The sequence below is a fragment of the Streptomyces sp. NPDC057654 genome (assembly GCF_042800135.1).
GTDB lineage: Bacteria > Actinomycetota > Actinomycetes > Streptomycetales > Streptomycetaceae > Streptomyces.
Genome location: NZ_JBHVHQ010000169.1, coordinates 1 through 12,432, shown reverse-complemented (window position 1 = coordinate 12,432; position 12,432 = coordinate 1). Strand labels below are relative to the sequence as shown.

Here is a 12,432-nt window from a genome sequence, read left to right as displayed (position 1 = left end):
ACGCGGGCCCGAGCCCAGCGACGTGGCGGGGACGCCCCGGATCACCCGTCGCCTGCCGGGAGGCCGCCCCGCGCGGCGGACGGAAGCCGCATGCGGGGCCCTGAGACGGCGGCCCGCTTATTCGCTTGCGGGCCCGTCGCGGGGCCGTGTGAGGATGTCCGGTCATGGGACCGGCTACGGATGACACGGCGGCGGCGGCGGTCGCCGCTCGACACGGCGTACGCGCCGACCAGGTGCGCCCCCTTCCCTCCGGCGGCGCCAACCGCGTCTTCCTGCTCGGGGACGAGCTGGTGCTGCGGATACCGCGGACGCGGGCGGCCGTCGTGGATCTGCGCAAAGAGGCGGAGGTCATTCCCGTCGCGCGTGCCGCGGGCGTGCTCACCCCGGAGGTCGTCGCCTGTGAGTACTGGGGCGACGCGCCGCATATGGTGCTCCGCCGCGCTGTCGGCCGGGACATGTCCGTACTCGATCTGCCGGAATCCGCGGAGCGGGACGTCCTGCGCCAGGTCGGACGGGAGCTGGCCAAGCTCCACCGGCAACCGCCGCACGCCGCCGGCCTGCCCGGCGTCCCCGTGGACGACGCCCCCGAAGACCCCCGGCTGCTGATCGCCCGCCTCCTCGACGGCGGCTGGCTCGATCCGGGGACCGCGCGCTGGCTCACGGACTGGCTGGACCGGCTGTCGGCGCGGCTGCCCGCCGATCCGCCGCACGTGCTCGTACACGGGGACATCGCCCCGCAGAATCTCCTCGTCACCTCGCACCCGGCGGCGTTGAGCGCCGTCGTGGACTGGGGCGACGCCATGTGGGCGGACCCCGCCTCGGAGTTCGCGAAGATCCCGCTCGGCGGCGTACCGGCGATGCTGGAGGGCTACCGGCAGGAGGCCGACGACACCGCGGAGCAGAGCGCCTGGGAGGCGCGCGTCCTGTGGCACCACCTCACCTGGGCGCTCGGCCGCCTCCCGGACCCCGTACCCAGACCCGGCGAACGCCACTGGACCGCGCCCCCGGCCAGCCGTCTCCTGGGCCTCCTCCGCTTCTTCACGGCCGGCCCGCCGGCGCCGTGGCCCGATCTGGCCTGAGGATCTGTGCCGCTGCCCGGCAGGGCACGGCGCCTTGCGATCGCATCCCGCGCACCGAACGGCCGCGCGCCTGCGCCGTCCGGGCGGCGCGGTCGCCCCGTTCAGTCGCCGTCCTCCAGGCGGAAACCAACCTTCAAGCCGACCTGGTAGTGCTCGATGTCCCCGTCCACGATGTGCCCGCGGACTTCCGTGACCTGGAACCAGTCGAGTCCGCGCAGCGTCTGCGCCGCCCGGTGGATTCCGCTGCGGATGGCGTCGTCGACGCCCTCCCTCGATGTGCCGACGATCTCCGTCACCCGGTAGGTGTGGCCTGACATGGTCTCTCCCTCTCACGGTCGGGCAGGACAGTGGAGCTCATTCCACGGTGCCGCAGCGGACTCGGGCCCGCGAGGCGAGCGTTTGGGCGGGCTCCCTCAACGCGCCCCGTCCACCGGCACCCGCGGCAGTTCCGGGGACTCGCTGTCCAGCGGTACGGAGCCGGAGCGCACCAGACCCAGTTGGACGCCCTGCCTGGGCAGGACCGCGTCGAGCAGCCAGTCGGCGGCGACGCGGACGCGGTTGCCGGGCATCGCCAGGAGGTGAGAGCCGCGGGTGACGGCCCCCGCGAGGGGGCCGGAGAGCGGCACGTGCAGCGGATTGGCGGCGGCCTGGGCGCCGCCGAGGTCGACGGTGAAGCCGAGGTCGTGATGGCGGTACGGGAGGCGGGCGCCGCGGCCGAGGGAGGCCGCCACGTTGCGGGCGGCGGTGCGGCCCTGGCGCTGGGCGTGCTGGGCGGTCATGGGGGTGTACTCGCCCGGCCGGGTCGCGTCCGGCACGGCGGCGGCGTCGCCGCAGGCGAACACCTCCGAGTGGCCGGGGACGGTCAGGTACTCGTCCACGCACAGCCGCCCGCGTTCGGTGGGCAGTCCGAGGCCGGCGACGAGCGGGTCGGGCCTGACGCCCACGCACCAGATCAGCGAGCGGGTCTCGACGAAGTCGCCGTCGTCGAGCCGGACGCCGTCCGCCGTCGCCTCCTTCACCGAGGCGCCGGTACGGATCTCCACGCCGCGTCTGCGCAGCACGCGGTGGGCGGTGCGCGAGAGGTGCTCGTCGAGTTCGGGCAGGACGCGCGGGGCGAGGTCGAGGAGCAGCCAGCGGGGGCGGATGCGGTCCTCGCGGAGCGTGGCGCTGCGGCGTGCGAGGTCCTCGGTGAGCATCGCGCCGTGCGCGGCGACCTCGGTGCCGGTGTAGCCCGCGCCGACGACCACGAACGTGGTGCGGGCGGCGCGTTCGCGCGGATCGGCGGCCGAGCCGGCCAGCTCGATCTGGCGGGTCATGTGGTCGCGCAGATAGAGCGCCTCGGGCAGGCCGCGGAAGCTGTGCGCGTACTCGGCGGCACCGGGCACCGGCAGCAGTTTGCTGACGCTGCCGACGCTCAGGACGAGCCGGTCGTAGCCGAGTTCGCCGCGCCCGCCCTCGGGGTCGGTGTAGCCGATCCGGCGCCCGGTGAGGTCCACCTCGTCGACCTGGCCGAGGACGAGGCGGACGTGTTTGAGCGTGCCGGTCAGGGAGACGGTGGCGCGGCGCGGCTCCAGCACCCCGGCGGCGACCTCGGGCAGCAGGGGCAGGTACAGGAAGTAGTCGGTGGGGTTCACCAGCACGATCTCGGCCGCGCCGCGCGCGGAGCGGGACAGGGCGCGGGCGGCCTGGTAGCCGGCGAACCCGGCTCCGACGATGACGATCCGGGCTCGGCTCACGATCGGCTCCAACCTGAGTGACGGCGACCGAACCGACGACGACCAGGGTGACGATACGGTCGAGAACACCACAAGTACCCCGCACGGCGGTCGCAAACCTCCGGACGCCCGCCATCCGGTTCACCGGCTCGTACCGCTGCCGTGGACAAGCCCCCGGACCGGGAATACTTTCATTGGCATTCCGGCGTCGGCGACGCCTGGTCGGCACATCGCCCGGGGGGCCGCGGTGAAAGTCGAGATCATCGAGAAGGACGATCAATACGTTCTGAATCACTGCACGAAATATCTCGCGCGGGACAGTTCCGACGCCCGCCATGATTTCGGCCAGTACGGGCCGCGGGACCCGCGGGCGGCGGTGTGCGAGGCGTGGCGTTTCCCGGTCGTCGACACGCACTGGGACGGGATCGGCGCCCGCACGTCGTTCGCCTTCAACGATGTGACCTTCGTGTACGACGGCCGCGCCGCGCCCCCCGAGTCGGTGTCGGTGGTGGGCACCTTCGCCCCGCTGCACGTCCTGGTGCCGCTGCGGCCGGTGCTCTTCGCCCGGCGGCCGACGGGGTTCTTCGCCGCCACGGTGCGCATCGCCAAGGGGCAGGTGCACCAGTACAAGTACGCGGTCGACGGCGCGTACGTCCTCGATCCGGTCAACCCGCAGCAGAGCGTCGCGGACAACGGCCGCACGTGGTCGCGGCTGTTCACGGACGCGTGCTCGGTGCCGCTGACGCTGAGCCGCGTCGAGCGGGACCTGCTGGGGCGGCTCGTGCGGCATCTGCTGCCGTTCCGGCTGGAGGAGAACCGGCGGTTCGTGCGGGAGGTGTACGAGTCGATCGACCGGGGCGCGCGGGGCTCGGAGTTCCCCCTCTCCTATCAGCTCGACGAAGAAGTCGGCACGGTCAATTACATCGACAAGGTCATTTCGCGGCAGGAGCAGCAGCACGCGGTTGATTACCACATCTGCCTGGACATCATCGGCGATGTGCTGCGGTCGCGGTTCGGCGGTCTGGATCCGGCGGTCGCTCCCCCGGAGATGTACGCGGATCTCTATGGGCAGATGGCGGCCGAACGGGTGGACGGCTGGGATTACGGCCGTTATCAAAGCCCCCGCTATTTCCTGTTGCTGCTGCGGCGGCACGCGATGACCGGCGCCTTCGTGCATCCGCGGCACGGCGGCAATTCGGGGGCCGCGGGCTGGATGTATCTGGAGAGCCGGTTCCGGGACACGGCCGGCGACACGCTCTTCGACTGGCGGCGCGCCGTGGAGGAGCCGCTGGGGCACAGCACCGACTACCGCGGCTGAGAGCAGCGATCGTGCAGGAGGGGCCGTGCGGCAGGAGACGGAGCACGTCGAGGTCGTCGTCATCGGGAGCGGTGCGGGCGGCGCCCCACTGACCCATACGCTCGTGCGCGCGGGGCACCAGGTGCTCGTGCTGGAGAAGGGGCCGCTGCTGCGCACGCAGGCGCAGAGCCCGGACGGACTGAGCGACTTCAAGCGCGACGAGTCGTTCGCGACCGGCTCGGAGAAGCGGATCACGGTGCGGGGCGTGGCCAATACGGGCGAGTCCTACTTCTCCAGCCATGTGGAGCCCGATCTCAACGACGAGCCGCATGTCTACCGGGACAGCGACGGGCAGGACCGGGTCACCATCGAGGGGTACACGGCGCAGGTGGTGGGCGGCGGCACGCAGCTGTACGGCGGGGTCTCGCCCCGGTTCACGCCGGAGGACCTGCGGCTGCGCTCGTTCAACGAGGGCCGCACGGATCTGCGGGCGGACCCGGGCGGTGACGTGGTGCGCGAGGCCCGCGACTGGCCGGTGGACTACGCGGAGCTGGAGCCGTACTACGGGCGGGCCGAGCGGCTCATCGGCGTCAACGGCACCTGGGAGGGCCAGGCCAAGACCCCGTCGGCGGACCACTACCAGCCGCCGCTGGAGCCCAACCCGATCAGTTCGTACGCGGCGGCCGGGATGGACGCGCTGGGCATGCGCCGCTACCGCACCCCGCTCGCGGTGATCACCGAGGATCACGCGCCGAGCGGCCGTACGGTGCCGGCGGACCGGGAGTCGATCAAGACGGCGTTCGTGAACCGGTACGGCGATCCGCTGGGCCTCAAGTCCAATACGTGGGTGTCGCTGCTCGCCCCGCTGCGCGCCGACGGCGAGGGGTTCGAGCTGCGGGCGAACTGCTGCGTCACACATCTGGAGGCGGACGGCGCGCGCGTCACCACGGTCCACTACCGCGATCCGGGCGGCACGGCCCGTACGGTCTCGGCGCAGGTCGTCGTCGTGGCGTGCTCGGCGATCGAGTCGGTGCGGCTGCTGCTCCTGTCGGGCGCGGCCGACCCCGATTTCGAACGGCGGATCAACGGGAACGGGCTGCTCGGCGCGTACTTCCTCACGCACTGCTTCGGCGGCGCCCAGTGCGCCGTGGCGACCCGCGCCGACAAGTCCCGGACGCTGGACTCCGACTGGGCCACCGACCACTGCGCGCGCCCCGAGTGGTTCCGGGAGCGGGGGCTGTGGGCGGGCGGCGTGATCTACAACAACACCTCGGACGGGGCCCTGCCGATCTCGCTGGCGCGCACCTGGCACGCGATGGACATGGACAACATGTGGAAGGGCTACCTCTACGACACGGGCATCCTCGGCAACGGCTTCGAGGACTATCTGGACGCGGGGTTCGGGCGGCGGCTGTCGCTGGCGTTCATGGCCAACCAGGTGCCGCAGCGCGCCAACCGCGTGGAGCTGCATCCGCACGTCACGGACAAGTGGGGCCGCCCGGTCGCGTACATCCTCAAGACCTGGCACGGCCACGACCGCGCGCTGATGGACGACCTCGCCGACCGGTGCCGGGCGGTCCTGGAGAACGGCGGCGAGGTGAAGGACGTCAGCTCGGGTTCGGTGGGCGCGTCCGTGGTGCGGATCGCCAACCATGTGCTGGGCGGCGCGCGGTTCGGCGCCGATCCGCGGGACTCGGTGCTCGACGCGGACTGCCGGGCCTGGAACTTCGACAACCTCTATGTGACGGACGGGGCGTTCATGCCGACGTCCGGCAGCGCCAACCCGACGCTCACGATCGAGGCCAACTCCTTCCGGGTCGGCGACAAGCTGCTGGGGCGGCTGTGAAGAGGGGCAGGAGGCTGTGATGGGCGGGAGGCGCTGAATGGACAGCCGGTTCGATCAGGTCTACACCCACCCGGAGAACGAGATCTTCCGGGTCGTCTTCTACCCCGACCGCATCTACCACGCCCGGTATCTGAACGCGACGCGGTCCTCGCGCTACCGCTACTACGTCGCGGAGGTGCGCGGTTCGGCGGACGGCACGGCCATCAAGGGCGATGTGTACCTCGGCGGGACCAGGCTCTGCGCGATGCTGCGGATCGAGTACTCCGGCATCCGCCTCGTCGAGCAGGCCCGCGAGTTCGGGCGGCGGCTCGGGCCGCGTACGAAGGCGTGGCTGCGGGTGACCGGGGACGACGCGGGGGCGCCGGCGGAGGCGGTGGTCACGCTGCACTGGGACCCGGTGATCGGCGCGTATGCCGTCGAGATCTGGGAGACGCTGGAGCCTCCGGAGGGCACGCCGCACGATCTGCGGGTGCTGCCCCTGATGGGGCGGGACGCGCCGATCACCCGGGCGCCGGCCCTCGCGCCGCTGCTCGGCCAGGTCCGCGAGGTGGCGGTGGCGTTCCGCGAGGACGGCGTGGTGTATCCGACGGGGCAGCGGCTCGGCGAGCCGCAGTGGGACAACGCCTATCTCCGCTCGCACCAGGAGCCGCGCACCGACGAGCCGAGCTCCCCGGAGAACACCGTCTCCGACAGCAACTACCTGCTGGACTTCCGGCGCGGCTTCTTCATCCCGGACGCCTCACGTATCAGGCCCGTCAACTACCGCAACGCGATGAGCGACGCATCGAATCCGGACCGGCGCGAGGACAACATCGTGCGGATGCGGTGGCTGTTCCAGCGCGAGCTCGGCAGCGATCTCGTGTTCTTCCACGAGGTCACCGTCCCGCCGCATGCGGTGGAGGGCACCCACCGGCACATCGGCTCGGAGGAGCTGTACTACGTCGTCTCGGGCGCGGGCCTCGCGTACATGGGCGACGGGGACGCCGCGGACACGGACGGCTATCCGCTGGTGGAGCGGCCGGTGTTCGGGGTGGGTCCGGTCAAGTGCCGTGAGCTGCCGGTGCGGCCGGGCAGCGTCATCTACACCAAGAGCGGCGGGGTGCACGGCATCCGCAACCCGTTCGACGAGCCGCTCGTCTTCGTCGCGTTCCTCTACCACACCACGTGACTCGGATCTCTTGCTGGAGGGCCGATGCCCACGATCGTGCACAGCGACTCGGTCTTCCGCGTGGAGCCCGGCAAGCCACCGGACTACGAGAGCGGCAACCCGCTCCTGAAGCTCCTCGGGCTCGTGGAGCGCTCCCGGCTGGCGGCGGAGCGCGAGGCGTACGAGGCGGTCTCGCTCCAGTACCTCTTCCCGCTGCGATGGCTGGAGCTGTACGGGCCGAGCGCGCCGGACCAGGACCGGCTGGCGGCCGAGGAGCAGGACGTCAAGACCGACTTCCAGAAGCAGAACCTCCACGACTTCCGGCTCGGCGACACGCGTGCGGTACGCGGCTGGGCGGCGACGGACGGCTGGCGCGGCCCGTTCCTCCAGCTGAGCTACCGGGGCGGGCCCGACTCCGGGCTGTGGCCGGCGGCGGGGCGGCTCGGCGACGCCATCGGGGTGACGGTGTCCGTGGGCGGCGGCGAGCCGGTGCGGCTGCGCGCCCCGTACGACGAGGAGAGCGACTTCTACACCGTCGAGCTGTGGGGCCGGGGCGGCGACGGGCTGCGCGAACGGCTCGGCGAGCGGGGAAAGGCGTCGCTGGACACAGGGCTGCTCCAGCCGCGCCCGGAGCTGCTGTCCGGCGGGGCCGCGGACTTCGCCCGCGACGGGCTCGACGGGCAGGATCTGCGCTCCGTCTCCGCGCGCCATCCGATGCACCCGGTCAACCCGCTCTACGTGGACGTGCGGTGGACGGCGGACGCGGACGGGTCGGGGGCCTCGGACCCGGCGGAGGGCTCGGTGCGGCTCGGCTTCGAGATGCGGGTGCGCGGCTGGGACGCGTACCTGAGCGTCGGCGTCAGCCCGCAGCCGCACGGCGGCGTCGGCTTCCTGGAGTACCGCAATCTGTTCAGCGCGTACGGGCGGCTGGCGGACAGCCGTGAACTGGACCGCGCCCTGGAGCCGTACAACCTCGACGCGTTCGGCCGCAAGGGGCACACGAGCGGCGAGAGCGAGCCGTTCTTCGCGGTCTCGTACATGGATCTGCACGTGATGGATCCGGCCTGCGGGATCGGGCTGCACCGGCACCGCGACAACCAGGAGGTCTTCCTGATGCTGGAGGGGGACGGCCTGATGGTGATCGGCGACTGGGCGGACCCGGGCACCCGCGCCCGCTGCTTCGAGGTCCGGCGGCTGACGCCCGGTCATCTCGCGTTCCTCAAGGGCGGGCAGCTGCACGGGCTGCTGAACCCGGCGGACCAGCGCGCCGCCCTCTTCATGTTCGGCGGCTACGACTGACCGGGCCCCGGCCGGGGCCCGGAGCGAGGGGAGTCCGATGATGGCGACCATTCCCCCGGGACCTGCGGGCCCGTACCGGCTCGGCGCTTCCTGGGACGGGCAGGGCACGAACTTCGCGGTGTACTCCTCCGCCGGCGCGTACGGCGGGGAGGTGGTGCTGTGCCTGCTGGACGAGGGCGGCGGCGAGCGGCGGGTGCCGATGTCCGCGGAGTGCGACATCTGGCACGCGTACGTGCCGGAGGCGCGGCCGGGGCAGCGGTACGCCTTCCGCGCGTCCGGCCCCCACGACCCCTCGCGCGGCCTGTTCTTCGACGCCGGGCGGCTCCTGCTCGACCCGTACGCGAAGGCCATGTACCCATTCGCGCCACGGCAGTTGGGCTGCCTGGTCGTGGACGCCTCCTTCGACTGGGGCGCGGACCGGCTGCCGGAGCGGCCCTGGGCCGACACGGTGCTCTACGAGACGCATGTGAAGGGGATCAGCGTCACGCACCCCGGCGTGCCGCGCGCCCTGCGCGGCACGTACGCGGGGCTCGCCCATCCGACAGTCATCGGGCACCTCACGGACCTGGGCGTGACCGCCGTGGAGCTGCTGCCGGTCCATCAGTTCCTGTCCGAGCAGCGGCTTCTGGACATGAAGCTGACCAACTACTGGGGCTATTCGACCGTCGGGTTCTTCGCGCCGCACAGCGCCTACAGCGCGGCCGGCGACCGGGGGCAGCAGGTCGCGGAGTTCAAGTCGATGGTCGCGGCGCTGCACGCGGCGGGCATCGAGGTGATTCTCGACGTCGTCTACAACCACACGGCCGAAGGCCCGCCCGAGGGACCGCCGTTGAGCTTCCGGGGGCTGGCGAACGAGGTCTACTACCGGCTCGACCCTGCCGACCCGTCCCGCTACATCGACACGACGGGCACGCAGAACTCCCTCAACGCCGGCCGCCCTGAGGTGCTGCGGCTGATCCTGGACTCGCTGCGCTACTGGGTCACCGAGATGCGCGTCGACGGCTTCCGCTTCGATCTCGCCGCGACCCTGGCCCGGCAGCACGGCTATGTGGACCGGCTCTCCGCCTTCTTCGGGCTGCTGTACCAGGACCCGGTGCTGGGCCGCACGAAGCTCATCGCCGAGCCGTGGGACGTGGGGGCGCCCGACAGCTACCAGGTGGGGCGGTTCCCGCCGGGCTGGGCGGAGTGGAACGACCGCTACCGGGACACGGTCCGCGACTTCTGGCGCGGCCGGCCGGCCGTCGGCGGCCTCGCGGAGCGGCTGGCGGGCTCCGCCGACCTCTACTCCGCCGACCGGCGCGGCCCGGACGCGTCCGTCAACTTCGTGACCTGCCACGACGGCAAGACCCTCGCCGACCTGGTGACGTACGAGCGCAAGCACAACGAGGCCAACGGCGAGGACAACCGGGACGGTACGGGCGACGACCGTGCCGCCCACTACGGCGTGGAGGGGCCGACGGACGACCCCGCCGTGAACGCCGTACGGGCGCGGCAGCGCCGCAACATGCTCGCGACGCTCCTCCTGTCCCAGGGCGTCACGATGCTCCTCGGCGGCGACGAGCTGGGCCGTACGCAGCGCGGCAACAACAACGCGTACTGCCAGGACAACGAGGTGAGCTGGTACGACTGGCCGAAGGCCCCGGACCCGTTCACCGCGTTCGTACGCCGCGTCGTCGCCCTCCAGCGCGCGCACCCGGCCCTGGGGCGCCGTGCGTTCCTCACCGGGTCCGGCGCTCCCCCGGACGTCGCCTGGTACGACCGGGACGGCCGCGTCATGACGGTGGGCCGCTGGCAGGACCCGGCGACGCGGTTCCTCGGGCTGCTCCTCGCGGGCGACGGGATTCCGGGGCGGGGCACACCGGTGCGGGACGACGACATCCTGGTGCTGCTCAACGCGGACACGTCGCCCGCCGGTTTCGCCGTGCCCGGCAGGCCCGGCGCCCGTTACGGCCTCGTTCTGGACACCGGGGCCGAGGACGGCGCGCCCGCGCCCGGAGCGGCGCTGTCCGTCGGCGACCGGTGCGAGGTGCCGCCCCGCACTGTCCTCGTGGCGATCTCCCCGCTACGTTCCTGACATGGTCATCAAGAGACTCGGGCGGCTCGGCACGCTGCCCGTCGCGGCGACGGTGCTCACGGGCACGCTGGCGCTCTACATCGCGCTCGTCGCCTTCGGCAATATCACCGACTTCGACACCAATCGCGACTTCGTGCGGCACGTCCTGGCGATGGACACCACCTTCAAGGACGACGACCTGATGTGGCGGGCGATCGAGTCCCGCACCGTGCAGGACATCGCCTATATCGGCATCATCGCCTGGGAGACGCTGGCGGCCCTCGCCCTCATCGGCGGCACGGCGCTGTGGGTGCGCGGGCTGTGGCGCGGCGGCTTCGCGGGCGCCCGGCGGCTGAGCACGCTGGGGCTCCTGATGCTGATGCTGCTCTTCGGGGCGGGGTTCATCGCGATCGGCGGGGAGTGGTTCGCGATGTGGCAGTCCTCGAAGTGGAACGGGCTGGAGCCCGCCGGACGGAATTTCATCCTGGCGGGCTTCACCCTCGTCGTGCTGCACCTTCCACCGCAGTGGTGGGACAGGCCGGGGCATCAGCCGGCCGCGTAGACGTCCTCCACGTAGCGCCCGGCCTCCGTCAGCTCGCGCAGCCAGGTGTCCGCCGCCGCCCGGCCCGCGCCCGTACGCTCGGCGTACAGGTCCCGGAAGGCGTCGCGCACGCCGGGCGCCATGCGGCTGCCGTCACCGCACACGTAGACCACGGCGCCCGCTTCCAGCAGGTCCCACAGCTCCGCGCCCTCGGCGGCGATGCGGTGCTGCACATAGCGGTGGCCGTTCTCGGGGCGGGCGCTGAAGACGGGGCGCAGTGAGAGCGCCCCGGCCGCCTCGGCGGCGCCCAGTTCGTCCGCGTGCAGGAAGTCCGCGCCGGGCGCGTCGCAGCCGAAGTAGAGGAGGGCCGGGGCGGTCTCGGCTCGGCGCCGGCGGTCGGCGACCGCGCCGCGGAAGGGGGCGAGGCCGGTGCCCGCGGCGACCATGATGACGGGGGTGCGGGCGTCGTGGTCGATGCGGAACGCCTCGCGGCACGGCTGGACGCGGGCGAGGACGGTGTCGCCGGGCCGCAGTGCGTTGAGGTGGCCGGAGCCGGTGCCGCGGTAGTCGCCGCGGCCGGAGCGGGCCGGGGCGTGCAGCAGGGAGACCATCAGGTCGGCGTGGCGGGGGTCGTCGGCGGGTGCGGAGGAGATGGAGTAGTGGCGGGTCCGCATCGGGGGCAGCAGTTCCAGCAGGACCGGCCAGGGCAGGGCCCCACGCAGTGCGGGGCAGTCCTCGACGAGGTCGAGGAGGGTGCGCGGGTCGTCGTCACCGAGCGCGCGGAGCGCGGCCTGCTCGGGCGGGCAGGGGTTGTGGTCGGCGAGGACCGCGCGCTGTTCGGCGGTGGGCCGGTCCTGGAGTTCGACGTGATGCGTTAGGAGTTGACGTATCGTCAGCGGCCGGTCCACGGGCAGGGTTTCGCGGCCGGGGCGGCGGGCGTGCACGGACAGTACGGTCTCAAGGTCCGCGCCGAAGACGGCCGCGGCGCGAGCGACGAGCGCCGGGGCGTTGGCGGGGAGCACGGCGAGGTGGTCGGCGGTGCGGTATCCGGTCCCGGCGGGGAGTTCGAGGCGCAGGAACCGCTTGGTGCGCGGGTGCGCGGCGTCGGTGAGGTCGTACGCCTCGGTGACGGTCATGGGGACCAGGTCGTGGCGCGCGGCGAGGGCGTCCAGGGGTTCGCCGGTCACTTCGGTGACGGCATAGGCGGGCTCGTCGGCGTGCGGGTCGGCGGCGGCGCCGATGGAGGCGGGGTCGCCGTACCGCTCCAGGAGGGTGTCGCGCAGGGCCGCCGCGAACTCCTTGACCGCGCCGCACAGGTCGCCGGAGGCGTCGGCCTCGGCGCGCGGCAGGAGCCGGGCGCCGCCGAGGGCCGCGAGGCGGTCGTCGAGGAGGGTGGGGACGCGCTGGTAGGTGGCGGCCCAGTTGCGGTCGCCCACGCCGAGCACGGCGTAGGCG

10 protein-coding genes are annotated in these 12,432 nt (G+C 72.6%); 7 read left to right on the top strand and 3 right to left on the bottom strand.

Going from position 1 to position 12,432, the window contains the following annotated elements; translation table 11 throughout:
* Nucleotides 1-164 precede the first annotated feature (164 nt).
* Nucleotides 165-1,079, top strand: a complete 915-nt coding sequence (locus ACFU99_RS15735) for a phosphotransferase family protein (RefSeq protein ID WP_384391489.1) — start codon at nt 165-167, stop codon at nt 1,077-1,079.
* A gap of 101 nt (nt 1,080-1,180) precedes the next feature.
* On the opposite strand, the gene ACFU99_RS15730 is transcribed toward ACFU99_RS15735, so the two are convergent.
* Together ACFU99_RS15730 and ACFU99_RS15725 are read right to left on the bottom strand one after the other, a co-directional pair.
* Complete coding sequence (locus ACFU99_RS15730; RefSeq protein WP_384391487.1) at nt 1,181-1,396, bottom strand: dodecin; 216 nt, start codon at nt 1,394-1,396, stop codon at nt 1,181-1,183.
* 96 nt (nt 1,397-1,492) lie between these two features.
* Nucleotides 1,493-2,815 (bottom strand): NAD(P)/FAD-dependent oxidoreductase, encoded by a 1,323-nt coding sequence (locus tag ACFU99_RS15725; RefSeq protein WP_384391485.1) that lies wholly within the window; start codon nt 2,813-2,815, stop codon nt 1,493-1,495.
* A 226-nt stretch (nt 2,816-3,041) separates the two neighbouring features.
* Here ACFU99_RS15725 and ACFU99_RS15720 point away from each other — a divergent pair, with 226 nt between their 5' ends.
* Genes ACFU99_RS15720 through ACFU99_RS15695 form a run of 6 tightly spaced genes read left to right on the top strand, consistent with a single transcriptional unit; the run spans nt 3,042 to nt 10,998 of the window.
* Nucleotides 3,042-4,112: a hypothetical protein gene (locus ACFU99_RS15720; protein WP_384391483.1), complete on the top strand. Its 1,071-nt coding sequence runs from the start codon at nt 3,042-3,044 to the stop codon at nt 4,110-4,112.
* Nucleotides 4,113-4,137: 25 nt separating this feature from the next.
* Nucleotides 4,138-5,937, top strand: coding sequence for a GMC oxidoreductase (locus ACFU99_RS15715; protein WP_384391481.1), 1,800 nt, complete (start codon nt 4,138-4,140; stop codon nt 5,935-5,937).
* A gap of 37 nt (nt 5,938-5,974) precedes the next feature.
* Nucleotides 5,975-7,105 carry a cupin domain-containing protein gene (locus tag ACFU99_RS15710; protein ID WP_384391478.1) on the top strand — a complete coding sequence of 377 codons (1,131 nt, stop codon included), beginning with the start codon at nt 5,975-5,977 and terminating at the stop codon, nt 7,103-7,105.
* A 24-nt stretch (nt 7,106-7,129) separates the two neighbouring features.
* Complete coding sequence (locus ACFU99_RS15705) at nt 7,130-8,383, top strand: cupin domain-containing protein (RefSeq protein ID WP_384391475.1); 1,254 nt, start codon at nt 7,130-7,132, stop codon at nt 8,381-8,383.
* A gap of 37 nt (nt 8,384-8,420) precedes the next feature.
* Nucleotides 8,421-10,457 (top strand): glycogen debranching protein GlgX, encoded by a 2,037-nt coding sequence (gene glgX / locus ACFU99_RS15700; RefSeq protein WP_384391472.1) that lies wholly within the window; start codon nt 8,421-8,423, stop codon nt 10,455-10,457.
* Between the two features lies 1 nt (nt 10,458).
* Nucleotides 10,459-10,998, top strand: coding sequence for a DUF2165 domain-containing protein (locus tag ACFU99_RS15695; protein WP_384391470.1), 540 nt, complete (start codon nt 10,459-10,461; stop codon nt 10,996-10,998).
* On the opposite strand, the gene ACFU99_RS15690 is transcribed toward ACFU99_RS15695, so the two are convergent.
* The coding region (locus ACFU99_RS15690) for an NADPH cytochrome P450 oxidoreductase family protein (protein WP_384391467.1) at nt 10,983-12,432 on the bottom strand (1,450 nt) is incomplete at its 5' end. The genes ACFU99_RS15695 and ACFU99_RS15690 overlap by 16 nt on opposite strands.

Excerpts from the sequence above, each read along its gene's own strand:
- ACFU99_RS15735 (WP_384391489.1), top strand. The coding sequence starts at position 165 with ATGGGACCGGCTACGGATGACACGGCGGCGGCGGCGGTCGCCGCTCGA.
- ACFU99_RS15710 (WP_384391478.1), top strand. The coding sequence starts at position 5,975 with ATGGACAGCCGGTTCGATCAGGTCTACACCCACCCGGAGAACGAGATC.
- ACFU99_RS15705 (WP_384391475.1), top strand. The coding sequence starts at position 7,130 with ATGCCCACGATCGTGCACAGCGACTCGGTCTTCCGCGTGGAGCCCGGC.
- glgX (WP_384391472.1), top strand. The coding sequence starts at position 8,421 with ATGATGGCGACCATTCCCCCGGGACCTGCGGGCCCGTACCGGCTCGGC.
- ACFU99_RS15695 (WP_384391470.1), top strand. The coding sequence starts at position 10,459 with ATGGTCATCAAGAGACTCGGGCGGCTCGGCACGCTGCCCGTCGCGGCG.
- ACFU99_RS15730 (WP_384391487.1), bottom strand. The coding sequence starts at position 1,396 with ATGTCAGGCCACACCTACCGGGTGACGGAGATCGTCGGCACATCGAGG.